This window comes from Devosia sp. 1635 (assembly GCF_013185955.1).
In the GTDB taxonomy this organism is placed as follows: Bacteria; Pseudomonadota; Alphaproteobacteria; order Rhizobiales; family Devosiaceae; genus Devosia.
The window spans coordinates 362,378-386,471 of the sequence record NZ_JABAOM010000002.1 but is presented as its reverse complement, the minus strand read 5'-3'; the positions used below and the strand labels follow the sequence as shown (position 1 = coordinate 386,471).

The following is a 24,094-nucleotide window of genomic DNA, read 5'->3' as shown; positions in this document are numbered from 1 at the left end:
TGACATGACTGCTTACCAAGATTTCGTCGCCCGCTTCGGCGCGGTCAACGACGTGCTCAATGCCGTGAACATCCTCAACTGGGATGCGCGTACGATGATGCCGGCGCAGGCCAGCGTCACGCGCTCCGAACAGGTGGGCACGCTGACGGGCCTCGCCCGCGATCTGATCGTCGACAACAAGACGCGCGACCTGACCGCGGCCGCCGACGCTGAAACCGCTGGCCTGCCCGAAGATTCCATCGAGCGGCGCAGCGTGGTGCAGGCCAAGGAAGCCATCGAGTTCCACCTGCGCGTGCCTGGTGAACTGGTCCGCGAGCGGGCAGCCCAGCATTCGGTGGCTAATGACGCCTGGATTGCGGCCCGGCAGGCCAACGACTTCTCGATCTTTGCGCCGCACTTGGCGGAAATGTTGCGCCTCTCCAAGCTTTATGCCGATGCGATTGGCTGGCAGGAGCATCCCTATGATGCCCTGGTGGGGCTCTATGAACCCGGCGAGACCGCCGCTAGTTTGACGAGTCTTTTCAGCGCCCTGCGGGCCGGACTTAAGCCGATCTACGACGCGGCCGTGGCCCGTCCCGCGCCGCGCAGCGATTTCCTGTTCCGCACGGTCGATCCGGCGCTGCAGCGCAAGTTCGCGGCCCGGATGGCGGAGGCGTTCACTTTCGATCAGAACCGCGGCCGGCTCGATATTTCGGTGCATCCGTTCGAGGTGTCGTTCACGCGCAACGATGTGCGCCTGACCACGCGCTACCGTCCCAACTACATGCCGATGGCGCTGTTCGGCACGCTGCATGAAACCGGACACGGGCTCTACGAGCAGAACATTGCGCCCGAGCTGACCCGCTCGGTGCTCGCGACCGATCTCATCGGGCTTTATGCGGTGGGCGGCACCAGCTTTGGCGCCCATGAATCGCAGTCGCGCCTCTGGGAAAACCATGTCGGGCGCAGCCGCTCATTTTGGCAGCGGCATATGGACGATCTGCGCAGCGATGTGCCGGGCGTTTATGACGATGTCACTGCCGAGGAGTTCTACAAGGGCGTGACCCGGGTTTCGCCGGGCCTGACCCGCGTCGAATCCGACGAGATGAGCTACGACTTCCACATCATGCTGCGGGTGGAGCTCGAGCAGGCCATGCTCGATGGCAGCGTGGCTGTCGCGGATGTGCCAGGCGAGTGGAACAAGGCGATCAAGCGCGATCTTGGGCTCGACGTGCCCGATGACCTGCAGGGGTGCCTGCAGGATATCCACTGGTCGGTGGGTTACCTCGGCTCGTTCCCGACCTATACGATCGGCAACATCACGGCAGCGCAGCTGATGGAAACTGCACGCAAGAACGTTCCCGAAGTGATCGCCTCGAGCGAAGCAGGTGATTATGCGCCGCTCGCGGGGTGGCTGCGCGACAATATCTGGCAGCATGGCCGGCGGTTCTCGCGCGATGAACTGCTCCAGCGCGTGACCGGGCGTTCGCTCGAGATCGCGCCCTATCTCAACTATCTCCAAGCCCGTTATTCGGAAGAGGCATAAAGCATGGCAAGTCTTGTGATCCACGGCGGCGCCGGCACCATTCCGCGTGCCAACTTTACGCCCGAGACCTACCAGGCCGCCCGGGATGGTCTGCGTGATGCCCTGCGCGCCGGCTGGGACGTCCTCTCCCGTGGTGGGTTGGCGGTTGATGCGGTGGAAGCGGCCGTGGTGGCGCTCGAGAACCACCCGAGCTTCAATGCCGGCCATGGCGCGGTGCTCAATGCCGCCGGCGACCATGAGCTGGATGCCGCCATCATGGACGGCCGCACCCGTGCAGCAGGGGCCGTCGCCTCCGCCCGTGCCATCCGCAACCCGGTGCGTGCGGCGCGCCGGGTGATGGATGACAGTGATTGCGTGCTCTTGTCGGCCGGCGGTGCCGATGCCTTTGCGCGCGAGCAGGGGCTCGAAATGGTGGAGCAGTCCTATTTCACGACGCCGCTGCGCCAGCAGCACTGGCTGCGGGCCCAGGAAGAAAAGGCGGGCCTGCTGATGCGGCCGCGCAGCGAAGCCGAAAAGCACGGCACCGTGGGTGCGGTGGCGTTTGACGATCAGGGCAATCTGGCCGCGGCGACCTCGACCGGCGGCTATACCTATAAGCGCGTTGGCCGCGTTGGCGACACACCGGTGATCGGGGCCGGCACCTATGCCTGCAATGGCGTGGTGGCGGTGTCCTGCACGGGCCTGGGCGAGTATTTCATCCGCCGTGGCACGGCCCATGACATTGCCGCGCGCATCCGCTATCGCGGGGAAGCTGTGGCGGATGCTGCACAGGCTGCCATTGCCGATCTGACGGAAGACCAGTGCGGCGCCGGGCTCATTGCGGTTGATTTCGAGGGCCGGATCGCCATGCCGCACAACACCGAAGGCATGTATCGCGGCTCGGTGACAGCCGAGGGGATCGCTTCGGTCGGCGTTTATGCCGACGATTTCAGCGCGGTGCCGCTGTAAACCGCACGGTGGGCGCGTTCACCGCGCCTGCCACTCGCGAGAAATTAACAATCCTCTTGTGCGCTTAAGCCCTGACATCGCCGCGCTGCCGGGTTAAGCGGAAGCCGAGCGTCGCAACGCCCCTCCCGGGGCGCGGCGGCGTAAGCGTTTTCAATGCCGTTTTGCTGGCCCGGAGCAAAGTGCAGGTCAGCTGCCCAACGGCGCAAAGGGTAGTTTTATGGTTCGCAAGTTTATTCTCGATACCGATGGTGGCGTCGACGACGCGCAGGCGCTGCTGATGCTGATCGCAGCGGGGCGCACGCCCAATGCCATCACCACCGTGTTTGGCAATGTGGGGCTTGATGCCGCCACACGGAACATTCTGGCGGTTCTTGCCGTGGGTGGGGCGGGCGATGTGCCCGTGCACAAGGGGGCGGCACGGCCGCTGACCCAGCCCATCATCGACGCCAAATATATCCATGGCGAAGATGGCCTTGGCGGTGCACCGCGCCCGACGCAAACGGCGCAGCCCGCCAGCGAAGATGCGGTTGGCTTCCTCGTTTCCAGCCTGCGGGCAGCGGCCGCTGGCGGCGACAAGATCGATATCCTGATGATCGGACCGCTGACCAATCTGGCGCTGGCCCTGCGGGTCGCCCCGGACATCGTGGGCGGCATCGGACAGCTCACGATCATGGGCGCCACGGTTTATGGCCGCGGCAACACCACGCCCGCGGCAGAGTTCAATATTTATGCCGACCCGGAGGCGGCCGCGATCGTGTTCGGGGCCGAGATCGAGACCCTCGTGGCCCCCTGGGAGCCCTGCGTTACCCATTACATGACGGGGGCGGAAGTGGATGCGATGTTCGCTGCGCTCCCCGAGTGCTTCGAAAAGCAGTTCTCGCTGGCCCTGGCCCACCATGCCCGGCAGACCAATATCGGCTATGGCGGGGAAGACCATTTCCGCTTCGTCGACCCGCTAGCCGCTGCGGCCGTAATCGAGCCCGGCATCGTGACGAAGACGATCGAAGCATCGATCGATGTGGCGCTGGCACCCGGCATCACCCGCGGCATGACCGTGGTGGACCCCTCGGGCCGGCTGGGCACGCCAAAGGTTACCGTGATCGAGGAAGCCCGGATCGAGCGGCTGGTGGCGCTGTATCAGCGCTCGGTGGCGTATCGTTCCGCTGCCAGCTAAGGGCAGGGCGCCGCTGCCGACGAACCTGGAGTAAGACCGTTATGAGCGGTCGTCTCCAGGGTCACGCTTCGGCTAAAGCGGCGTGATGGCGAAAGCGCGATCAGCCACGATTGGCTGCTGCGTGAATTCAAGCGCTCCGTTGCGGCCACTGGCGACCTGCTGATCGACGGCCCGCCCATCCGAAGTGTTCCAGCCCGTCACCTGGTAAGTGCCGTCGGCAAGGCCAGGAACGCGGACCATGGTTGAGCGGGGGGAAACGTCGGTTCGCACCCGCCCATCGGCCGCCAGTTCATCGCCGCGCAACAGCCAGACCAGTGCCTGCTGGGCGTCGCCGCAGCCAAAGGCGTGAAAGCCTTCGGCGGTGATCTCGGCATTGAGGTTGCGGCTCCTGAACTCGGTCCAGTTCAGGAGCGGCAGAAAGTCGGCCATGGCCCTTTGTGCGCGGCGCATGCCGGGCGTCAGCACATGGGGGTGGCGATTGGGCCAGCGCATGCCCCCGCCCGCCGCACCCGAGGCCAGATGCGCCCAGGCGATGTGACGGAAATACTCGTCGTCAAACGCTTCGGGCAGCGTCTTCTTCTTGTCCTTGAAGCTATGGATCGGCCCGTGCTCGGAATCGAGAAAGGGGCGGTTGTCGCGGATCTCGGCAAGACTGTCGCGAACGATCTGGCCAAACAGGACGGCCGGCTGCACCGTGTCCTTGGGATTGTCGATCGGCCCCGAGCCATAGATATGGATGGTTGCGAAATCGAGATCCGGATGGCGGAAGATATGCTCGTGCAGAGCCATATACGGCTTCCACGTCAACTCGGGCCCGAAGACGGAAACGGTCTGGGGATGAGCGCGGCCGTAGAGTTCGGTTTCCAGTTCACGGACATAGCTGGAGAGGTCATGGATGAATTCAGAAAAGTTGTCGGCGCTGTCGCCGGCTTGAGCGGGGTGAATTTCGTTCCACAGATCCCAAGCAAAGAGCGCGCCTGATCCACCCCAGCGGCGGGCGGCAAAGCCCAGCCTTGCCTTGATCAGCTGCCGGGTTTCGGGGCAGGTGAGGATCTCCGTGGGCGAGCGGAGCGGACCGCCATTGGCCGTGTTCCAAGGGTGCCAGCGCCAATGCAGCCAGGTCCAGAACGTATCGACCGGGGTCAGGAGCAGGCGCAGGCCGATGCGCTCGCAAAGGGCAAATAGGTCGTCCCAGAACTGCACCATGGAAGGCACGTAGCGGCCAGCGGGGCGTTCGAAATAGCGGTGCCGGACTTGGGCATATTCCAGCATCAGCCGCAGACAGGTAACCCCGCTGTCCTTGAGCCACAGCAGGTGTTTTTCGACGCTTTCCGCGTCGCGGCGGCGAAACAGGCCGTTCAGCTCGGGCCAGCTGATAGCGTCGTTCTGCCCGATGGGCGTCCAGGGGGAGCCGGTTTCATCGACAAAGTATGGCGCGTGACGCGCCACCGAGATCCAGGAGAGGGATGGGGTCGCAGCGGAAAGAAGCGAGCCGTCCGCGCCAACAGCCTTACTCATCCAAACTCCTGATATTTAACTCAAGCTGCGAGCCAAATGGTTCGGGCCGGACGGGGTTCCTCCTGGCATGGACACATCAATTGGTCCAGAGCGGAGTGGCGCCCACCGTGGATGAACTCAGTGGATATTGGCCTCAGCAACGATCAAGAGGGTTGAAGCTGAACCTCACTTCCGCTCGCGCAGGGCCTTGCGGGCTCCGGCCGCGGCGCGGCGAATAATGGCGGCACGTCGATCGTCCTCGTCGGCAGCCCACATCGGGTCCACCTTGTCTTCCTTCATGATCAAATGGCGCGTCGGCTTGGTATCGGGATGCAGTTCAGCGTTCATGAGGGTGTTCTCCTGCATGGACGGTGCGCCGCCGATGGTTAGCGATGTGTGAAGAAGGTCGATCAAATCTGTTACATCGCGGGACTGTGATCTGCGGTGATGCATTTCGCAAATAGTTCGCCCGCATAGTCAACGAACCGCCGCTTAATGGTCCAGCTTGGGCTTTGCCTAGTGGCCTTTGCCGCCGCTTTCCAGCTGCAGCTTTCGCCAGCGGGCCAAGCGCTCCGGGTCGAGCGTGCCTGCCGCCACAGCTGCGCGAACGGCGCATCCTGGCTCGTGATCGTGGCTGCAGTTGCGGAACTTGCAAGCGGGGGCAAGCTCGGTGATTTCGGCAAACAGCATGTCGATGCCTTGCCCAACATCCTTCAAATGCAGGCTGCGCACGCCGGGTGTGTCGATCACCCAGCCGCCACCTTGAATGGCGTGAAGAGAGCGCGACGTCGTTGTGTGGCGCCCTTTTGAGTCAGTCTCCCGGACCCTTCCGGTTTGCTGTGGCGGCTCTCCGGTTTCACCCACCAGCGTATTGACCAAGGTAGATTTGCCAACGCCCGATGAGCCGACCACGGCTACTGTGGAGCCAGCCCCGCACCAGGGCTGCAGCGCCAACGCGGCATCAGGCGAGCGAGCGTTGAGTGTAAGCGCAACCAGGTCGCGCTGCAGGCCCTTGGCCTGGCGCAGGTAATCGGCTGGGTCGCTGGCCATGTCGGCTTTGGTCAAGACGATAACGGGTTCGGTTCCTGCATCATTGGCGAAAGCGAGGTAGCGCTCGAGCCGAGCGGTGTTGAAGTCGGCATTGCAGGAAACGACAACCAGCAGGGTATCGACATTGGCCGCGACGAGCTGGGCCGGCCTTCGGCCCTCGCCGGGACGCTGCAACAGCGTTTTGCGCTCCAGCCGTCGGTGCAGGAGCCCTGTCAGGGGATCTGCGAGGACCCAGTCCCCGACGGCGAAGTCAGCCGTGTCGGTACGCACCGGTAGATCGATGTCGATCTGGCCATTTGCCGAGAGCGCGGTGAGCCTCGCACGGTGCACGGCATCGATCCTGGCTGGGGTAAACTCTGCCTCCCCGGCCGAAAGCTGTTCCTGGAGAAATGTTCCCCAACCCAGCTGGCGCAACGAATCTGCCTGGTCCGGGGGCGGGGGCGACTTCACGCTCCGGCCCTGACAAGAAGCAGTGTTTGCAGCCCATAGGTCGATCCCTGCGAAGCCATCTACTGCTCGCTGGAGGTCTGGTCGGGATCGGTGTTCTCGGTTTCGCCGGCGGGTTTGAGCTTGGCTTCGGCTCGTTCAGCCTTTTTCTGCTTTTGCAGCCGCTCGCGTTCCCGCCGTTCGAAGTCGTAATTGGGTTTGCGCGCCATGGATGCCTCTTTCTGTATGTCTGCGTAGGTGAGGCTTTGGCGCTCAGATTGCAACCCGTCCGCGCGCTTTCCTACTTGGAGCGTGGATCGAGTGCATCACGCAAACCGTCGCCCAGCAGGTTGAAGGACAGGACGGTGATAAAGATGGCCATGCCGGGCCAGAGTGCCATCCACGGCGCATTGCCCATGAAGCGCTGCGCGGTGTTGAGCATCGAGCCCCAGGAGGGAGCGGGGGGCTGCAGGCCGAGGCCGAGGAAGGACATACTGGCTTCGGCGATAATGGCCGCCGCAATCGTCAGCGTGCTCTGCACCATCAGCTGGGGCAGGATATTGGGTAGGATATGCCGGAAGGCGATGCGCCAGCGCGGATTGCCGACGGCGCTTGCCGCTTCCACATATTCCTCGCTCTTGATCTGCAGCACCTGACCGCGCGTCAACCGGATAAAGAGCGGCATGGCGGTGATACCGATGGCGAGCATGGCATTGGTGAGGCTGGGCCCGAGAAAAGCGGCAAGTGCAATGGCAAGGATCAGGAAGGGGCAGGCCAGCATCGCGTCGGTAAAACGGCTGATGAGGCCATCGACAAAGCCGCCGATGAAGCCGGCGGCGAGCCCAAGCGGCACGCCGATGGCGATAGCAATGGCGACCGAGGTCAGGCCCGCCATCAGTGAAGCGCGGGCGCCATAGATGATGCGCGAAAGGATGTCGCGCCCGGCCTCGTCGGTGCCCATCCAGAATTCCGCGCTTGGCGGCTTGCGGACGGCCGTCCAGCTTTGGGCCGTGGGATCATAGGGTGCGATAAGGGGCGCGAAGATCGCGACCAGCACCATGAACACTACGATGATCAGGCCGAACATAGCGCTTTTGTGCCGCACGAGGCGGCGCCAGACGCGATGTTGGGTCCAGGCGGTCAGTGGGTTGGTGCGCGGCGCAGAAGAAGAGAGTGCGGCCAAGATCAGCTCCTCAGACGAGGATTAACAAGGATATAGCCGATATCGGCCAGGAGATTGAGGATGATGTAAAAGAGGGCCGTCACCAGGACGACGCCCTGCACCACCGGGTAATCCCGGGTGAACACGGCATCCACGATCAGCTTGCCAAAGCCGGGAATGGTGAAGATTTGCTCGGTCAGTACCGCCCCGGAGAGCAGGGCACCGAACTCCAGTGCACCAAGCGTGATGATCGGCGTCAGGGCATTGCGCATGGCGTGCTTGAACAGCACGACCCATTCGCTCAGGCCCTTGGCGCGGGCGGTGCGGACGTAGTCGCTCTGCAGCGCCTGGATCATGGCACCGCGTGTGTGGCGCATGATGACGCCGGCGATGCTGCAGCCCAGCACGAAGGCCGGCATGATCGTGGTGGCTAGGTTCATCTGCCAGTTTTCGCCGGGGCTGACATAGCCCGATGCCGGCAGCCAGCGCAGATAGATGGAGAAGAACAGGATCATCATGATCCCGAGCCAGAAATTGGGGATCGAGATGCCGGCCAGCGACACGACGTTCGTCACATAGTCGACGGGAGTGTTGCGCTTGAGGGCGGAGATAACGCCGCCGGCGATGCCGAGCAGCAGGGCGATGACGATGCCCATCACGGCGAGCTGCAGCGTCACCGGCAGTTTGAGCAGGATCAGTGAGGCGACGGGCTGGCCATGGCGCATGGACATGCCCAGATCGCCCGAGAACACGCCCCGCACCCAGTAGAGATACTGAACGAAAATAGGCTGATCGAGATGGTACTGTGCGCGGATGGCGGCCACCGTTTCGGCATCGGGGTTCTCGCCGGCGAGGATCAGCGCTGGATCGCCAGGCAGGAGATGCTGGAGCGAGAAGATGATCAGCGACAGCAGGAATACGGTGGGGACCAGCTGCAGGAGGCGGCGGGCAAAGAGGCTCCACATGGCTCTAGTTCCTCCCGGCTGCGGCAAGCGGGGCCGTCTCGAAGGCGGCAAAGAGCTGCTCGAGCTTGGGATTGCGGCTGGCGTCAGTCCGGGTCACCGGGCCAGGCTCGGGCAATTCGCGCCAGAAGGCGCAGGCATTGGCGTGGCCGTTGGGTTCAACATCAAGCCGCATATCCACCTCCTTGCAAGCGGGGCGGGCATGGGGGCAGCGGGTGTGGAGGCGACAGCCCTGCGGGGGCGCCAGCGGGCTGGGCAGATCGCCCTGCAGGGTCGCGGCACTCGATTCGCGCTTGGTGGGCGCGGCGACGGGGATCGCGGCCAGCAGCGCGCGGGTATAGGGATGGCGCGGGGCGCCAAAGATCATGTCGGCGGTGCCGATTTCCACGAGCTTTCCCAGATACATGACGGCAACGCGGTCGGCGATGTGCTTGACCACGCCCAGATCGTGGGAAATGAACACCAGCGCCAGTCCAAGTCGCTTCTGCAGATCCTTGAGCAAATTGAGGATTTGGGCCTGGATGGAGACGTCGAGAGCTGAGACGGCTTCATCGCAGATGATGGCGCGCGGCTCGGAGGCGAGGGCGCGGGCAATCACGACGCGCTGGCGCTGGCCGCCGGAGAATTCATGCGGATAACGGTTGGCCTGTTCGGGCCGCAGGCCAACCATTTTCAGCAGTTCGGCGACGCGCTGGCGGCGCTGATTGGCGGGCACCACATTGTGCAGCATCAGCGGTTCGGCAATGGTCTGGCCGATGGTCATGCGCGGATTGAGCGAGGCATAGGGATCCTGGAAGATCAGCTGCACCTTGTGCCGGCGGCGGCGCATGGCGGCGTGGCCGAGCTTGGTGACATCTTCCCCGTCGATCCAGACCTGCCCGGCGGTCGGCTCGATCAGGCGCATCAGCAGGCGCCCGACCGTGGATTTGCCGCAACCGGATTCGCCGACAATGGCGAGGATTTCGCCCGGCATCAGCGCCAACGACACGTCGTCAACGGCTTTGACGCTGGCCAGCGGGCGACCCAGGAAGCTGCGCTTGGCGACGAACTGCTTTTCGATGCCGCGGATTTCGACAATCGGGTGAACGGCCGGCGCAGTCTGGGCTGATAGGGTGGAGGCGGTCATGGGACGAGGTTCTCCAGCGGAGTGCGCCAGCAGCGGCTGAAATGGCCCGGCGAGACTTCCAGCAGGTCTGGCATCTCGGCGCATTTGTCGATGCTGAAGGGGCAGCGGGCGCGGAAGCGGCAGCCGCTCGGCGGATTGGCCATGTCGGGCACGGTCCCGCTGATCGCCGTCAGGCGCTCGCGCTTGCCATCAAGCCGGGGCAGGGAGCCGAGCAGGCCAACGGTATAGGGGTGTTCGGGAAAGGCGAAGAGCTGCTCAACCGAGCATTGCTCAACCACCTGGCCGGCATACATGACGATCACGTCGTCGCAGGCTTCAGCCACAACGCCCAGATCATGGGTGATGAGGATGATGGCGGTGCCGGTTTTCTCCTGCAGCTCGCCCATCAGTTCGAGCACCTGCGCCTGGATGGTGACGTCTAGCGCCGTGGTGGGTTCGTCGGCAATCAGCAGTTCGGGATCGCAGGCGAGGGCCATGGCGATCATCACGCGCTGGCGCATGCCGCCCGACAGATTATGCGGATATTGGTGGTAGCGGGTTTCGGGCGAGGGGATGCGCACAAGGCGCAGCATCTCAATCGTGCGTTCCGCAGCCGCCTGTTTGGATACTTTACGGTGGCGTAGGATGGCTTCGCTGATCTGGTCCCCAATCGTATAGGAGGGGTTCAGCGAGGTCATCGGCTCCTGGAAGATCATGGCGATGCGATTGCCGCGCAGGTCGCGAATGGTCCCGTGCGGTTCGCCCAGGAGTTCGCGGCCGGCGAAATTGACAGCGCCCGAGATGCGGGCGCTGTCTTGGGGCAGGAGGCGCATTACCGCTAGCGAGGTCACGCTCTTGCCGCTGCCTGACTCACCCACGATGGCGAGCGTGCGGCCCTTACGGACGGCAAAGCTCACGCCATCAACCGCGGTTACGGTGCGATCTTCGCCGGCGAAAACGACGCGCAGATCGTTGACCTCGAGAACCGGGTTGGCGGCAAGGTCAGCCCGTTCTTCTGGGCGGGCTGACAGGGTGCGAAGCGGAGTGGGCGTGCTCATTGCAGCGGTAATGCCTGTGCTTAGTCCTGGCGGGTCACGCCACCTAGACGGATGATGCCGTCGGGGAAGGGCTGGAAGCCGGACAGATTGGCGTTGTGGGCGAAGATCCACTGCGAGTGGTAGAGATAAACGATCGGCAGATCGCGCAGCAGGATCTCGATAGCCTGGGCGTATTTGGCTTTGCGCGTTTCGGTGTCCCCGACGGCGCGCGCTTCGGTCATGATCGCGTCCAGTTCCTCGTTGCAGTAGTGCGCATCATTGCCGGCCGCACCGCACGCGAGCATGGGCGTGATGTTGAGGTCCGGATCGACGCGACCGCTCCAGCCGACGAGGTGAGCCTCGAACGCGCCTTCGCGGGCAATGTCGAGCAAGGTCATCAGCTCGGTCGGCTTGATTTCGACATTGATGCCGACTTCGCCAACCATGGCCTGGATGATCTGGGCGACCTGCTGACGCTCCGCGTCGGTGGGCACCAGCAGTTCCACGTCAACCGAGCTCACGCCGGCTTCGGCCATCTTGGCGCGGGCAGCGTCAAGGTCGCGAGCGGGAATGGGATAGTTCTGGTCGTAATAGGGGCTGCTGGGCGGGAATGGCTGGTTGCCCGTGGTGAACTGACCTTCAAACACCACCTGATTGATAGCGTCGCGGTCAATGGCGAGGCTGAAGGCTTCGCGCACAGCGGCCTGCTTGCCGGCGTCGAGGTCGGCGCCCGAGCCGTCGATGTTGAAGGTCACGCCGTAGTAGCCCAGACCCACGACGGGAGCGACCGCGAGGTTGCTTTCGCCCTGAACCGCCGGAACGTCGGTCGCGGCAAGGCGCTCGATCAGGTCCATCTGGCCCGAGCGCAGGTTGAGCAGGCGCACATTGCCATCGGGCATGCCACGATAAACCAGGCGATCGAAGTGGTAGTTGTCGGCGTCGTGGTATTCGGCGAACTTTTCGAGGACGATGCGGTCCTGGGCGATGTGTTCGACGAACTTGTAGGGGCCCGAGCAGACGGGGCTGTTGGTGAAGTTCTCACCCAGCTCTTCGCCGGCCTTGGGGCTGATGATCATGCCGGCGCGATCGGTGAGTGCGGCCAGCAGCGGCACCGAAGGCTCGCTCAGATTGATCTGGAGCTGAAAGGGGCCGAGCACCTCGATGTTGGCGATGCTGCTGATCTCGGACTTGCGGCGCGAGGCTTCCATGGTCAGTGCGCGATCGAGATTGTACTTGATCGCTTCGGCATCGACCTTCTCGCCATCGTGGAAGGTGGCGTCTTCGCGGATGGTCAGGGTCAGCGCGGTGCTATCCGCGTTCCATTCCCAGCTGGTGGCCAGCATGGGTGCGATCTGGCCTTGTGCGTCGATGTCGACGATCTTGTCGCACAGCGACTGCAGCACGTGGCGGCCCACAAAGCTCCAGTTGGTTGCCGGATCAAGGGTGTCAGGATCATCCTGCAGGCCGATATTGAGTACCGACTGCGCCTGGGCCGGCGCGGCAGCGATGCCGGTCAGGGCAAGGCTCGCCATCAGGGCGATGTGTAAGGGCTTTAGTGTCATTGGTGTCTTCTCTCCACTGGTTGCAATTGGCGGCTAGCGGGCGATGGCGTAGCCCTGCATTCCCCTCGGATTGGCTGCCGCCTTGATAAGTTGCGTCGTCCCGTCCATCTCCCGGGCCACGGCGCTGAGCCGGCCTTCGGACCAGGCGTCGCCCAAGGTGATCTTGTGACCGCGCCGTTCCAGTTCCGCCTGCGTCTCGGCCGAATAGCGCGACTCGAGGGTCACGGCGCCAAGGCTGATCTCGCGCGGCCAGAAGGAGCTGGGCAGATGGTCGGTATGGAAGCTGGGCGCGTCGATGGCTTCCTGCAGGTTCATGCCACCATGAATGTGGCGCAGCAGCATGATGAGCTGCCACTGATCCTGCTGGTCCCCACCCGGGGTGCCGAATGCGAGATACGGGAGGCCATCACGGAACACCATCGAGGGCGTCAGCGTCGTGCGCGGCCGCACACCCGGCGCCATGCTGGAATTGAGACCCTCATCGAGCCAGAACATCTGTCCGCGCGTCGTGAGGCCAAAGCCGAGACCTGGAATAACCGGGCTCGACTGCAACCAGCCGCCCGACGGCGTGGCGGAAACCATGTTGCCCCAGCGATCCACCGCGCTCACCTGCACGGTGTCGCCGCGCTGGGCGCCATCGCGGGTGAGGGCGGGTTCGCCCTGCTTATCGGTGGGCAGAAGCACATCGCGCGCAACGGTCGGCTCGCCGCCGCCGATGCCCGGCTGGGGGATCGTGCCCACAGGGCGCAACGGCGGCAGGGCGGAATTGCGCCCCTCGGGGGAGCCCGGACGAACCTCCATTGAGGCCGTGTCGCCGATCAGCTGGCGGCGCTCATCGGCATAGGCATCGGAGAGCAGCGCGGTCAGCGGCACATCGGGGCTGTCGCCATACCAGGCTTCGCGGTCGGCCATGGCGAGCTTGGCGCTTTCCACCACCAAGTGCACGAAGTCCGGGCCGAGGGTGTCGACCTTGTCGATGCCCGTGCCCTTGAGCAACTGCAGCATCTGGAGCAGCACCGGCCCCTGCGACCAGGCCCCGCATTTGTAAACGTCGTAGCCGTGGTAGCTGACCGAAACGGGCTTTTCGATCTGAGGCTGCCAGTTGGCCATGTCCTCGGCGGTCAGCAGGCCTTTGTGGGCTTTGCCCGAAACGTCCCACACTTCCTCTGTCGCGCAAAACCGGTCGATCTGTTCGGCCACGGGTCCCTTGTACCAGAAGTCCAGCGCCGCATTGATGCGGGCTTCGCGCGTTGGCGCCTTTTGGGCGTCATCCAGAATGCGGGTGTAAAGCGCCGCGACCTGCGGGTTGCGAAACAGCTTGCCTGCTTCGGGTGCCGCGCCGTTGGGCAGGTATAGTTCGGCCGAGCTTGGCCAATGGGTGGTGAACAGCTCGCGCATGGACGCGATGGTGTTGGCGATGCGTGGCACCAGGGGATGGCCGTTGGCCGCGTAGTAAATGGCCGGCGCCAGCACATCTTCGAGTTCGGCCGTGCCGAAATCACGCAACAGAGTCAGCCAGGCGCCGAATGCCCCCGGCACGCAGGCCGGCAGCATGCCAGTGCCCGGAACAACGGTCAGGCCAAGTTCGCGAAAATAGTCCAGCGTTGCCTTGGCGGGAGAGGGGCCTTGCCCGGAAATCACGATCGGCTCGGAGGCGCCGGCGGGCGTTACCAGAATTGGAACTTCGCCCGCGGGGCCGTTCAGATGCGGCTCCACGATCTGCAGCACAAAGCCCGCCGCGACAGCGGCGTCAAAGGCTGTGTGACCTTTTTCGAGAATCGCCATCCCCGTAGCCGATGCGAGCCAGTGGGTGGTGGACACCCCCCCGAACGTACCGCGCAGTTCCGGACGTGTTGTAAAGCTCATCTTTTCCCTTCAGCTTCTCGGATACGCCCTTGAGGCGCTGTGGACAAAACTCGTATCAGCTGTGAGTATTGTATACGATACAGCTGTGCAGCCCCAACACAGCGGGGGGATAAGGCGGCATAGTGTATATTGTTTGCGCACATTGCAAGGCTGTTGCATAATTCACCGATGCAAGAATGCCGCGGCGCCAAGAGGGTCCGCGAGGAAGGAGCACGATGCTGGAGACGCGCAAAGTCCACAGCCATGTGGTGGCCGAGGAGTTGGAGGAGGAAATCATCGCCGGAATCATCCCGGCGGGATCCCGCCTCGATGAGACTTCGATCGCCGAGCGATTCGGCATTTCACGAACTCCGGTCCGCGAAGCGCTCCACATTTTGTGCGGCAGGTCGCTGGCTGAACGCGTGCCCTACAAGGGCGTGCTGGTGGTGCAGATTTCGGCCGAGCGCATCGACCAGATGTTCGAGGCCATGGCTGAGATGGAGGCGACCTGCGGCCGGCTGTCGTCGCAGCGAATGACCATGAGCGAGCGGGCCGAACTCGAGCGCCTGCATCAGCAGATGAATGCCCTGGCTGAAGCGGGCGATCACGGCGGCTACGACACCGCCAACGCCGCGTTCCACGAGCTGTTATTCCAGGGCAGTCACAACAGCGATCTGGCTGGGATAGCCCAGGCCCTGCGCGTCAAACTTGCTCCGTTCCGCAAGTATCAGCTCAAGGATACCGGCCGGCTCAAGCGGTCCTGCATCGAGCATCAGCAGATTGTCGATGCGATCCTCGATCAGGACGCGCGTGCGGCCGAAACCGCCCTGCGGCGCCATCTTGTTTCGGCGGCCCAGGAAGTGCTGATCCGCCGGCAGGTCCAGGACAGCGGCGCCAGCCATTCCACCCTTTCACCCGCTTGAACAAGACCCCACAATGTCCCATTCCAAAGACGAAGCCGCCATCCGCACCGTAATTGCCGACATGCAAGCTGCTTGGAATCACGGTGATTTCCACGGCTACATGGCTGGCTTCGCCAACCCTGACGTGGTCTTCGTCTCCCGCGGGCGCATGCAGCGCGACTGGCAGGCAACGCTCGACCATTATATCCGCGATTATGGCGCGGCCCCCGAGATGCGTGGCGAGCTTGAGTTCTCCAATATTCGCATCGAGATGCTTGCACCCGATGCGGCCCAACTCATCAGTTCCTACCGCCTGTCGCGGCCGCGCGAGGCACAGCAGGGCATTAATACAAGGCTGATGCGTAAGCGGAACGGGCGGTGGGTGATCGCGCTGAATCACGTTTCGAGCTTCGAGCCAGACTAACCTCTCTTTCTTCTCATTCCTTCCGGCGCGCTTCTGCGGCCCAACCAATTCGGCGACTTCAATGGCATTTTCCACGCGACTCAAAAGCCTCGGCATTGATATTTACATGGTGCTGCTGATCGGCATGGTGGTCCTCGCGACGCTGTTGCCGGCGCGTGGTTTTGGGGCGGAGGTGGTTTCGAAGGCCTCCTATTTCGCCGTAATGCTGCTGTTCTTTTTGTATGGTGCCAAGCTCAATACCTCGGCCATTGTGGCGGGCATCTCCAATTGGCGGCTGCAGCTGCTGGTGTTTGCGTTCACCTTCATCGCTTTCCCGTTGCTGGGCCTTCTTGCGTCGACCGCGCTGGGCTCGGTGCTGCAGCCGGAAATCGTAATGGGGCTGCTTTATCTCAGCCTCCTGCCTTCAACGGTGCAGTCTTCCATCGCCTTTACGTCCATCGCCGGTGGCAATGTGCCCGCTGCAGTCTGCGCGGCATCGGTGTCGAACCTGTTGGGTGTCTTCATCACCCCGGCGCTCACAGCGCTACTCCTGCACACCGGCGGGCATGGGGTTGATGCCAGCGCCATGCTGAGCATCGGCGTGCAGATTCTGCTGCCCTTCTTTCTTGGGCAAATGGCCCGTCCGCTGATTGGACCTTGGGTGCAAAAGCATAAGCTGCTGACTTCGATCGTTGATCGTGGCTCGATCCTGTTGATCGTTTATTCCGCCTTCAGCGCGGGCATGGTGGCCGGCATCTGGAGTCAGGTGGATTGGGTGGCGATCCTCATTCTCATGCTGATCAGCTCCCTTCTTCTTGCCGTGGTGATGATCGGCACAGTCTATGTCGGGAAGGCCTGCGGCTTGTCACAGGAGGACCGCTTGGTGCTGCTGTTCTGCGGCTCCAAGAAAAGCCTCGCGAGCGGGTTGCCCATGGCCAATATCCTGTTTGCCGGGCAAGCCGTGAGCCTGATCATCCTTCCCGTGATGATCTTCCACCAGATCCAGCTTCTGGTCTGCGCCGTTATCGCCCAACGCATCGCCAATGGCCGCAAGGCGATGGTGGCCCGAGTCGAGCCAAAGGCCTCGGCGGCTTAGCAGGCTTCAAAGGCGGCGTGCTGGCGGCTTTCGCCGCTCGCGGCCTGGAGGCGGTCATTGTTGATCTCCGGTCTTGATCAGCAATGACCATGCGCTTGGAATCAGCTGACGTTCGGTTCGGCCAATAGTGGGCCAACTGCGCTTCGCCTGCAGGTGTCGCTTTCCAGGACCGCTAAAAAGCGCTGCTTTCCCGCCCGGATACAAACCGCTCGTCGCAGCGTTTGACTTTCGTTTGCAGGGTTCAGCCATGAGCGACCAGCAAACCACCCCCACTCCCGCGCCGATCCAGACCGGTCCAGCCCAGGTCGCGCTCTATGCTCTGGTGATCGGCGCGGTTGTTGGCCTGATGCTCATCGCATGGTTCCTGCGCCAGATCTTGCTGCTGTTTTTCGCGGCGATCCTGTTGGCAGTGATCATCTGGAGCGTGGCCGAACTGGTGCGCAAAATCCTGCCGCTCCGTCTCAAAGGGTCGGTGGCAGTCGCTTGCCTGATCATTGTCGCCCTCGTTGTCGGCCTGGTCTGGCTGATGGGCGCTCAGGTGGTCGAGCAAGTCTCGACCCTGCATGACGCAGTTCCCTTGGTGGCATCTGAACTGAAAACCCGATTTGGCCTGGATGTGCAGCAATGGGTCGCCCATGCTGACTACACCAGTTGGCTCCAGGACGCTCTGGGCTATGTGCCGAGTGTGTTCAGCACGGTATCATCCAGCATCCTTGTCGTGGCCGGCGGCGTCTTTCTGGCACTTGATCCACAGGGTCATCGGGAAGGGGCCCTCTTGCTGGTGCCCCGGTCCCGACGCGAGCGGCTGCGCCAAACGCTCAATCTGGCGGCACGGTCACTGCAACATTGGCTGGCGGGGCAGATGATTGCCATGGTGATTATCGGCGGTGCAACCGCTGCGGTTCTCGCCATGTTCGGAGTTCCCTCCGCGCTGGCCCTGGGGCTGATTGCAGGTCTGCTGGAGTTCGTGCCTTATGTCGGCGCCATCGTCGCCTATGTTCCACTTGGGTTGGCCGCCATTGCTCAGGGCGTCAACACCTTCTGGTGGGTCTTAGGGGTTTACGTCCTCATCCAGCAAAGCGAGGGCAATATCCTCATGCCGCTCCTCCAGAAACGGACGGTGGAGGTGCCGCCAGTCGTCGCGCTATTTTCGGTGGTGGGCTTGGCACTGCTGTTCGGACCACTGGGAATTGTCCTGGGCGTGCCGCTGACGGTGGTGCTGCTAGTAGCCCTGCGCGAACTCTATATCATCGATGTGTTGGGGGAGCCGCGCGAAAGCGCAAGGTCCGACCGTATCCGAGCCAGACCGACCCGAAGGGCCTAACTCTAAGCACTTGAATAGAATGGTGGGCCCACCAGGACTCGAACCTGGAACCAGACCGTTATGAGCGGTCGGCTCTAACCATTGAGCTATAGGCCCCGGCTGGGTGTGTAGCAAAGTGTCGGGAGGGCCGAAAGGGTCAACTGCCAAGGAAGTGACACTTCCGTCAGGGTCTGACGTTGGGTGCTGGAGCTGGGGCTCAGCGCCCCGAGGCACTGGGGCGGCTGAACAGTTCGGTGAGCTTGAGCAGCGCCGCCAGATGCACGTTCTCGGGGGTGGAGGGATCACGCAGGCAAAGCACATCGCTGACAACGGTGAAACTCACGCCGTTGCGGATGCCCGACGCGGTGAAATGCAGCCGCCGGTGCTCGGCCGAATAGCGGGCATGGGTCACTTCAAACTGCATGATGCCAGCTAGGCATTAGCCGTTGGCAAGGCAAGCGCGATGCGCAAGAAGCGCGCAGGAGTCCGCTCAATTCTGCATGACCGGCAAGGATCAGGGTAGTCGGGCCAGCCGTTCGGCCAGCAAGGCATAGAAGCCATCGGCATCGGCGTGGCGCATGAACTGCACATTGGCTGGCTTGCCGGTGACATGCCAATAATCGGCCACGCTCATGCCGCGCGTCAGCTCGCTCCCCGTTTCAACCGCAACATGGCAGTGACGGCCGGTGAACAGAGTAGGCTTGAGCAGATAGGCGATCACCGTGGGATCATGCAGCGGCGCGCCTGACCAGCCGTATTTCTGCAAATCGAAATCCTGGGAAAAGCTCAGCATCTCGTACACCGCCGCGCCGGCGCGATTGCCCAGGGCACGGATGGCGGCGAGCCGCTCCGGTGTGGACTGTACGCCATGCGTAACGTCGAGCGGCATCATGGTGATTGGCGCCCCACAACGCAGCACAACATCCGCGGCTTCGGGATCAACATAGATGTTGAATTCGGCCGCTGGCGTGATGTTGCCGACTTCGAAGTAAGCGCCGCCCATCAACACGATTTCGGCAATGCGCTCGGCGATCCGCGGCTCCTTGATGAGCGCCATCGCGATATTGGTGAGAGGCCCCAGCGCACAGAGGGTTACCGTGCCCGGCTCGGAAGCGAGCAGGGTATTTACGATGAAGTCCACCCCATGCATCCGCTCGAGCAGGAGCTTGGGGGCCGGCAGGTGGGGGCCATCGAGGCCGGTTTCGCCATGCACATGCTCGGCCGTGATCAGCGGGCGCCGGATGGGGCGGCCGCAGCCGGCGAACACGGGAATGTCCTTGCGGCCGGAAAGCTCGACCACCTTGAGTGCGTTGCGGGCGTTTTGCGCAACCCCGACATTGCCTGCAACAGCGACCACCCCCACAACCTCAAGTTCCTCAGGTGATGCCAGCGCCAGCAGCATGGCGACAGCATCATCCTGGCCGGGATCGGTGTCGATGATGATCTTGCGGGTCATGGAAGAACCTGAATTTTGTTGGATCGAAGAATACATGTGTGGCGCCAAGGGCCTGGCGCGCCAAACCTTACATCGGCCGGCACCCGGCGCGATAGCCGAATAGCTGCCATGCCCTCATGTGCTTGACGGATGTCGCTTGGCTGCCGAACAGTCCGAGTTCATCAATGACAAGGAATCGAGTGTGGAACACGTGGTAACGGAAGCGGCAGGTCACGGGGTGGACCTGATACCCATCGTGGTGCTGCTGGCGGCAGGTGTGTTTGCCGTACCATTGTTCAAACGCATCGGGCTCGGCTCAGTGCTGGGCTATCTCGCCGCTGGGTTGTTGCTTGGCCCGTCCGTGCTGGGCGTGATCCATGAGCCCGAAGCCGTGCTTTCGGCCGCCGAGCTCGGGGTCGTCCTCTTTCTGTTCATCATCGGCCTCGAAATGGAGCCGACGCGGTTGTGGGCACTGCGCAAGCAGATCTTTGGCCTGGGGGTCGTCCAGGTACTGGTCTGCGGCGCGCTGCTGACGGGGGTGGGCATTCTCCTCGGCTTTGCGCCAGCGGTGGCCTTTGTCGCCGGCATGGGCTTCGTTTTGACCTCGACGGCCATCGTCATGCAAATTCTCGGCGAGCGCGGCGAACTTGCCACCGATAGCGGCCAGAAAATGGTCTCCGTTCTGCTGCTCGAAGACCTTGCCATCGTGCCGCTCCTGGCCATCGTGGCGCTGCTCGGCCATTCCGGCGGATCGGACAGCTTCGGTACCCGCCTGGTGAGCATTGCCATCGCGCTTGGCGCCGTGCTGCTGCTGATCTTTCTCGGGCGCCGCATCATGAACCCGCTCTTTGCGGCGCTCGCCTCCACCAAGCAGCGTGAGGTCATGACTGCCGCTGCATTGCTGGTGGTCCTGGGCGCGGCCTTGTTGTTTCAGCTGAGCGGGCTTTCCATGGCCATGGGAGCCTTCCTGGCTGGCGTGCTGCTCTCGACCTCGACCTTCCGGCATCAGCTGGAAGCGGATGTGGAGCCGTTCCGCGGCATCCTGCTCGGGCTGTTCTTCCTTGCCGTCGGGATGTCGCTGGACCTGCGCATTGTCGCCGACAACTGGGCAATCATTGCGCTCAGTGTTGCCTGCTACATGCTGGTCAAGGGTCTTGGCATCTATGCGATTGCCCGCCTGTTGCGGTCCTCCCATGGCGAAGCGCTGGAGCGCGCCGTGCTCATGTCACAGGGCGGCGAATTTGCCTTTGTGTTGTACACGACTGCGACAGTCGCCGGCATCATCGACGCACCCACCAATTCCATCTTCACCGCCACAGTCGTGATCTCGATGGTCCTGACCCCCTTTGCGATCGCGGGCCTGCGTTTTGTGACGCCAAAGACCGCCCAGTCCATGGACGGGGTGGATAGGGCCAGCAATCTAAGGGGCAGGGTGCTCATCATCGGCTTCGGGCGCTTTGGCCAGATCGCCAGCCAGCCGCTGCTGGCGATGCATCATTCCGTCTCGATCATCGACAATGATACCGACATGATCCGGGCTGCCTCGCAGATCGGCTTCAAGGTCTATTACGGGGATGGAACGCGGCTCGATATCCTGCATGCCGCAGGGGCTGACAATGCCGAGATCATCCTGATTTGCGTCAATGACAAGGCCAGTGCAACGCGCATCGCCGAATTGGTGCGTGACGAGTTTCCCCTTGCCAAGGTCATGGCCCGTGCATTCGACCGCGGGCACGCCATTGAACTGGTCAAAGCAGGGGTCGAGTATCAACAGCGCGAACTGTTCGAGTCCTCGTTGATCCTTGGCGGCAAGGCGATCACGCTGCTTGGCGCCAGCCAGGAAGAAGCCGACCAGGTCGTGGCGGGCGTTCGCGAGCGCGACAGCCAGCGGTTCGAGTTGCAGATGGTGGGCGGCGCGCAAATGGCAGGGCGCCACTTGCTGCTCAGCAATGCGGTCGATCAGGCGCGTGAAAGCGGTGTTGCCGTGCGTGAGGAGGACATCGACGAAGACGCTAAAGAAGCGTCTTCGGTGGGAGGAGCCCGTTAGTGCCGCCAAAGTGAGGGCTTTAACCAACACTGGTTAAATGCCAGACTAAAGTCTAAGAGGGACCTGTTCGTCACGTATTCCGGATCGCGATATGCCCCAGAAGCCAATCGTCTACGACGCTCCCACCCCCCAGCCTCGTGCCACTACAGTGGAGGCATTGGAAGCCGAGATCCTTGAACGGCTGATCTATTCGGTCGGCAAGGACCCCATTGTCGCGCGGCCTCATGACTGGCTGGCGGCGACAATTCTGGCGGTGCGCGATCGGGTGATGGACCGCTGGATGGAGTCCTCGCGCGAAACCTGGCGCACCTCCCACAAGCGCGTCTATTATCTCAGCCTCGAGTTCCTGATCGGCCGCCTGATGCGCGACGCCATGAGCAATGTGGGCCTGCTTGAGCCGGTGCGAGAAGCCCTCAAGAACCTCAATGTCGATTTGGGCGACCTCATCGATCTGGAGCCTGATGCCGCGCTCGGCAATGGCGGCCTGGGCCGGCTTGCCGCGTGTTTTCTTGAGTCGATGTCCTCGCTCAAGATCCCTGCCTATGGCTATGGCATCCGCTATGTGCACGGGCTGTTCCGCCAGGAAATGAGCGAAGGCTGGCAGGTGGAACTACCCGAAGAATGGCTCGCCCACGGCAATCCCTGGGAATTCGAGCGGCGCGAAAGCTCCTATGAAATTGGCTTCGGCGGCATCGTTGAGCCGGTTGAAGGACCCGATGGCACGGTGCGCCAGGAATGGCGCCCCAACGATCATTTCCTTGCCGTCGCCTTCGACACACCCATTGTCGGCTGGCGCGGAGCGCGGGTGAATACGCTGCGCCTTTGGAGCGCCCAGCCGATCGATCCGATCCTCCTCGACAAGTTCAATTCGGGCGATCATCTTGGGGCGCTCGAGGAAAGCTCACGGGCCGAGGCAATCACCCGGGTGCTCTACCCCGCTGACTCGACCGCCGCCGGGCAGGAGTTGCGACTGCGCCAGGAGTTCTTCTTCTCCTCGGCTTCCCTGCAGGACATCGTGCGCCGGCACTTGCAGCAATATGGCGATCTGCATTCCCTGCCGGACAAGGTTGCCATCCAGCTCAACGACACGCACCCGGCCATCTCGATTGCCGAAATGATGCGGATCCTCGTGGATTTGCATGGTCTGGAATGGTCCGTCGCCTGGCCGATCTGCAAGGCAACCTTCAGCTACACCAACCACACCCTGCTGCCCGAAGCGCTGGAAAGCTGGCCGGTGGCCTTGCTCGAGCGCATGCTGCCGCGGCACATGCAGATCATCTACCAGATCAACAGCCAAGTTCTGGGCGAAGCGCGGCGCAGCGCCGAGTTCAGCGATGCGCAGGTGGCCAATCTGTCGTTGATCGATGAGAATAGCGGTCGGCGGGTGCGCATGGGCCAGTTGGCTTTCGTCGGCTCGCACGCCACCAATGGTGTGTCGGCGCTCCACACCGAGCTCATGAAGCAGACGGTGTTTTCCGATCTGCACAAGCTTTATCCCGACCGGATCACCAACAAGACCAATGGCATTACGCCGCGTCGCTGGCTGATGCAGTGTAATCCCGAACTCACCAAGCTCATCACCGAAACCATTGGGCCCGCATTTCTGGATGATGTGAATGCGCTCCAGGCGCTCGCTGATCACGCCGAGGATAGGGGCTTTCAGAATAAGTTTGCCGCAGTCAAGCGCGGGAACAAGGATCGGCTGACCCGCCTGATCAAGGATCGCATGAACATCGTAGTCTCACCGGATGCCGTGTTCGACGTCCAGGTAAAGCGCATCCACGAGTACAAGCGACAGTTGCTCAACATCATCCAAGCCGTTGCCGCTTATCAGGAAATTCGCGCTCACCCGGAACGCGAATGGGTGCCCCGCGTTAAGATCTTCGCGGGCAAGGCAGCGCCAGGGTACTGGAACGCCAAGCTCATCATCAAACTCATCAACGACGTCGCCAAGGTCATCAACAATGACCCGGCGGTGCGCGGTCTTCTCAAGGTGGTCTTCCTGCCCAACTATAATGTCAGCCTCGCCGAGGTGATCATGCCAGCAGCCGATTTGTCTGAGCAGATCTCGACAGCGGGGATGGAGGCATCGGGCACCGGCAACATGAAGTTCATGGCCAATGGCGCCATCACCATTGGCACCATGGATGGCGCCAATGTGGAGATGCACAAGGAAGTTGGCGCGGAAAACATCGTCATCTTTGGCTTGTCCACTGAAGAGGTCAACGACAAGCGAGCGCGGCACGAGGCGCCCATCCAGGCCATCGATAGTTCGCCAGCTCTCAAGGAAGCCCTCGAAGCGATCGCGTCGGGCGTGTTTTCGCCCGACGATCCGCATCGCTATGGCGATCTGATCGGCGGGCTTTATGACCGCGACTGGTTCATGGTCGCGCGAGATTTCGACTCCTATGTGGCGGCCCAAGCCCGGGTGGATGGCTTGTGGCTCGATAAGGCGCGCTGGAATGCCATGGGCATTCGCAACACGGCGCGCGTAGGCTTTTTCTCTTCGGATCGCACGATTAAGCAATATGCCGAAGAAATCTGGGGCGTGCCCGTCGCTGCAACCTAGGTTGCAGCGGAGCGCGTCCGATGAATGCAATAAGACAATGAGGTCC

At 62.6% G+C, this 24,094-nt stretch carries 20 protein-coding genes, 1 tRNA gene and 1 pseudogene; 9 read left to right on the top strand and 13 right to left on the bottom strand.

Going from position 1 to position 24,094, the window contains the following annotated elements; all coding sequences use genetic code 11:
• The first annotated feature begins 4 nt into the window (after window positions 1–4).
• The 3 genes from HRU92_RS08720 to HRU92_RS08710 all read left to right on the top strand — a co-directional run bounded on the left by HRU92_RS08720 (window position 5) and on the right by HRU92_RS08710 (window position 3,647).
• Window positions 5–1,525, top strand: coding sequence for a carboxypeptidase M32 (locus HRU92_RS08720; RefSeq protein ID WP_173088047.1), 1,521 nt, complete (start codon window positions 5–7; stop codon window positions 1,523–1,525).
• 3 nt (window positions 1,526–1,528) lie between these two features.
• Window positions 1,529–2,473: an isoaspartyl peptidase/L-asparaginase gene (locus tag HRU92_RS08715; RefSeq protein WP_172123703.1), complete on the top strand. Its 945-nt coding sequence runs from the start codon at window positions 1,529–1,531 to the stop codon at window positions 2,471–2,473.
• Window positions 2,474–2,690: 217 nt separating this feature from the next.
• Window positions 2,691–3,647 carry a nucleoside hydrolase gene (locus HRU92_RS08710; RefSeq protein ID WP_172123702.1) on the top strand — a complete coding sequence of 319 codons (957 nt, stop codon included), beginning with the start codon at window positions 2,691–2,693 and terminating at the stop codon, window positions 3,645–3,647.
• A 72-nt stretch (window positions 3,648–3,719) separates the two neighbouring features.
• On the opposite strand, the gene HRU92_RS08705 is transcribed toward HRU92_RS08710, so the two are convergent.
• From HRU92_RS08705 to HRU92_RS08660, 10 genes and pseudogenes are all read right to left on the bottom strand, one after another.
• Complete coding sequence (locus tag HRU92_RS08705; protein ID WP_173088045.1) at window positions 3,720–5,165, bottom strand: hypothetical protein; 1,446 nt, start codon at window positions 5,163–5,165, stop codon at window positions 3,720–3,722.
• Between the two features lie 165 nt (window positions 5,166–5,330).
• Window positions 5,331–5,492, bottom strand: coding sequence for a hypothetical protein (locus HRU92_RS08700; RefSeq protein ID WP_164854844.1), 162 nt, complete (start codon window positions 5,490–5,492; stop codon window positions 5,331–5,333).
• Between the two features lie 71 nt (window positions 5,493–5,563).
• Window positions 5,564–6,644 (bottom strand): annotated as a pseudogene (gene rsgA / locus HRU92_RS08695) (ribosome small subunit-dependent GTPase A).
• A 59-nt stretch (window positions 6,645–6,703) separates the two neighbouring features.
• A complete protein-coding gene (locus HRU92_RS08690; protein WP_164854843.1) occupies window positions 6,704–6,850 on the bottom strand; it encodes a hypothetical protein in 147 nt (48 codons plus the stop codon).
• 71 nt (window positions 6,851–6,921) lie between these two features.
• Complete coding sequence (locus tag HRU92_RS08685; protein WP_282567761.1) at window positions 6,922–7,764, bottom strand: ABC transporter permease; 843 nt, start codon at window positions 7,762–7,764, stop codon at window positions 6,922–6,924.
• Window positions 7,765–7,805: 41 nt separating this feature from the next.
• Window positions 7,806–8,747 carry an ABC transporter permease gene (locus tag HRU92_RS08680; RefSeq protein ID WP_127753621.1) on the bottom strand — a complete coding sequence of 314 codons (942 nt, stop codon included), beginning with the start codon at window positions 8,745–8,747 and terminating at the stop codon, window positions 7,806–7,808.
• A 4-nt stretch (window positions 8,748–8,751) separates the two neighbouring features.
• Window positions 8,752–9,870, bottom strand: a complete 1,119-nt coding sequence (locus HRU92_RS08675) for an oligopeptide/dipeptide ABC transporter ATP-binding protein (RefSeq protein WP_172123698.1) — start codon at window positions 9,868–9,870, stop codon at window positions 8,752–8,754.
• Entirely contained in the window at window positions 9,867–10,907 is a 1,041-nt protein-coding gene (locus HRU92_RS08670; RefSeq protein WP_172123697.1) for an ABC transporter ATP-binding protein, read from the bottom strand. The genes HRU92_RS08675 and HRU92_RS08670 overlap by 4 nt, the downstream gene beginning before the upstream one ends.
• 20 nt (window positions 10,908–10,927) lie before the next feature.
• Window positions 10,928–12,448: an ABC transporter substrate-binding protein gene (locus HRU92_RS08665; protein ID WP_172123696.1), complete on the bottom strand. Its 1,521-nt coding sequence runs from the start codon at window positions 12,446–12,448 to the stop codon at window positions 10,928–10,930.
• 33 nt (window positions 12,449–12,481) lie between these two features.
• A complete protein-coding gene (locus HRU92_RS08660; protein WP_172123695.1) occupies window positions 12,482–14,314 on the bottom strand; it encodes a gamma-glutamyltransferase family protein in 1,833 nt (610 codons plus the stop codon).
• A 215-nt stretch (window positions 14,315–14,529) separates the two neighbouring features.
• On the opposite strand from HRU92_RS08660, the gene HRU92_RS08655 reads away from it, so the two are divergent.
• The 4 genes from HRU92_RS08655 (at window position 14,530) to HRU92_RS08640 (ending at window position 18,018) form a co-directional block, all read left to right on the top strand.
• Window positions 14,530–15,216 carry a GntR family transcriptional regulator gene (locus HRU92_RS08655; RefSeq protein ID WP_172123694.1) on the top strand — a complete coding sequence of 229 codons (687 nt, stop codon included), beginning with the start codon at window positions 14,530–14,532 and terminating at the stop codon, window positions 15,214–15,216.
• A 13-nt stretch (window positions 15,217–15,229) separates the two neighbouring features.
• Entirely contained in the window at window positions 15,230–15,619 is a 390-nt protein-coding gene (locus HRU92_RS08650; RefSeq protein ID WP_127753615.1) for a nuclear transport factor 2 family protein, read from the top strand.
• 61 nt (window positions 15,620–15,680) lie between these two features.
• Entirely contained in the window at window positions 15,681–16,694 is a 1,014-nt protein-coding gene (locus HRU92_RS08645; RefSeq protein WP_172123693.1) for a bile acid:sodium symporter family protein, read from the top strand.
• 247 nt (window positions 16,695–16,941) lie between these two features.
• On the top strand, window positions 16,942–18,018 hold the full coding sequence (locus tag HRU92_RS08640; RefSeq protein ID WP_173088043.1) for an AI-2E family transporter: 1,077 nt from the start codon (window positions 16,942–16,944) through the stop codon (window positions 18,016–18,018).
• A gap of 20 nt (window positions 18,019–18,038) precedes the next feature.
• Here the strand turns inward: HRU92_RS08640 and HRU92_RS08635 are convergent.
• The 3 genes from HRU92_RS08635 to HRU92_RS08625 form a co-directional block, all read right to left on the bottom strand.
• Window positions 18,039–18,114: transfer RNA gene (locus tag HRU92_RS08635), tRNA-Ile, on the bottom strand.
• Between the two features lie 100 nt (window positions 18,115–18,214).
• The gene (locus HRU92_RS08630) at window positions 18,215–18,421 is read right to left on the bottom strand and encodes a hypothetical protein (protein ID WP_127753612.1); all 207 of its coding nucleotides are present in this window, start codon (window positions 18,419–18,421) and stop codon (window positions 18,215–18,217) included.
• A gap of 90 nt (window positions 18,422–18,511) precedes the next feature.
• Complete coding sequence (locus HRU92_RS08625; protein WP_172123691.1) at window positions 18,512–19,453, bottom strand: nucleoside hydrolase; 942 nt, start codon at window positions 19,451–19,453, stop codon at window positions 18,512–18,514.
• Between the two features lie 190 nt (window positions 19,454–19,643).
• Between HRU92_RS08625 and HRU92_RS08620 the strand changes: the two genes are divergently transcribed.
• Window positions 19,644–21,479, top strand: coding sequence for a monovalent cation:proton antiporter-2 (CPA2) family protein (locus tag HRU92_RS08620; RefSeq protein WP_172125070.1), 1,836 nt, complete (start codon window positions 19,644–19,646; stop codon window positions 21,477–21,479).
• Between the two features lie 91 nt (window positions 21,480–21,570).
• Complete coding sequence (locus tag HRU92_RS08615; protein WP_127753610.1) at window positions 21,571–24,048, top strand: glycogen/starch/alpha-glucan phosphorylase; 2,478 nt, start codon at window positions 21,571–21,573, stop codon at window positions 24,046–24,048.
• The last annotated feature ends 46 nt before the right edge of the window (window positions 24,049–24,094 follow it).

Excerpts from the sequence above, each read along its gene's own strand:
- HRU92_RS08720 (WP_173088047.1), top strand. The coding sequence starts at position 5 with ATGACTGCTTACCAAGATTTCGTCGCCCGCTTCGGCGCGGTCAACGAC.
- HRU92_RS08665 (WP_172123696.1), bottom strand. The coding sequence starts at position 12,448 with ATGACACTAAAGCCCTTACACATCGCCCTGATGGCGAGCCTTGCCCTG.
- HRU92_RS08640 (WP_173088043.1), top strand. The coding sequence starts at position 16,942 with ATGAGCGACCAGCAAACCACCCCCACTCCCGCGCCGATCCAGACCGGT.
- HRU92_RS08615 (WP_127753610.1), top strand. The coding sequence starts at position 21,571 with ATGCCCCAGAAGCCAATCGTCTACGACGCTCCCACCCCCCAGCCTCGT.
- HRU92_RS08660 (WP_172123695.1), bottom strand. The coding sequence starts at position 14,314 with ATGAGCTTTACAACACGTCCGGAACTGCGCGGTACGTTCGGGGGGGTG.
- HRU92_RS08690 (WP_164854843.1), bottom strand. The coding sequence starts at position 6,850 with ATGGCGCGCAAACCCAATTACGACTTCGAACGGCGGGAACGCGAGCGG.
- HRU92_RS08625 (WP_172123691.1), bottom strand. The coding sequence starts at position 19,453 with ATGACCCGCAAGATCATCATCGACACCGATCCCGGCCAGGATGATGCT.
- HRU92_RS08680 (WP_127753621.1), bottom strand. The coding sequence starts at position 8,747 with ATGTGGAGCCTCTTTGCCCGCCGCCTCCTGCAGCTGGTCCCCACCGTA.
- HRU92_RS08645 (WP_172123693.1), top strand. The coding sequence starts at position 15,681 with ATGGCATTTTCCACGCGACTCAAAAGCCTCGGCATTGATATTTACATG.
- HRU92_RS08710 (WP_172123702.1), top strand. The coding sequence starts at position 2,691 with ATGGTTCGCAAGTTTATTCTCGATACCGATGGTGGCGTCGACGACGCG.
- HRU92_RS08670 (WP_172123697.1), bottom strand. The coding sequence starts at position 10,907 with ATGAGCACGCCCACTCCGCTTCGCACCCTGTCAGCCCGCCCAGAAGAA.
- HRU92_RS08705 (WP_173088045.1), bottom strand. The coding sequence starts at position 5,165 with ATGAGTAAGGCTGTTGGCGCGGACGGCTCGCTTCTTTCCGCTGCGACC.
- HRU92_RS08715 (WP_172123703.1), top strand. The coding sequence starts at position 1,529 with ATGGCAAGTCTTGTGATCCACGGCGGCGCCGGCACCATTCCGCGTGCC.
- HRU92_RS08650 (WP_127753615.1), top strand. The coding sequence starts at position 15,230 with ATGTCCCATTCCAAAGACGAAGCCGCCATCCGCACCGTAATTGCCGAC.
- HRU92_RS08700 (WP_164854844.1), bottom strand. The coding sequence starts at position 5,492 with ATGAACGCTGAACTGCATCCCGATACCAAGCCGACGCGCCATTTGATC.
- HRU92_RS08675 (WP_172123698.1), bottom strand. The coding sequence starts at position 9,870 with ATGACCGCCTCCACCCTATCAGCCCAGACTGCGCCGGCCGTTCACCCG.
- HRU92_RS08655 (WP_172123694.1), top strand. The coding sequence starts at position 14,530 with ATGCTGGAGACGCGCAAAGTCCACAGCCATGTGGTGGCCGAGGAGTTG.
- HRU92_RS08630 (WP_127753612.1), bottom strand. The coding sequence starts at position 18,421 with ATGCAGTTTGAAGTGACCCATGCCCGCTATTCGGCCGAGCACCGGCGG.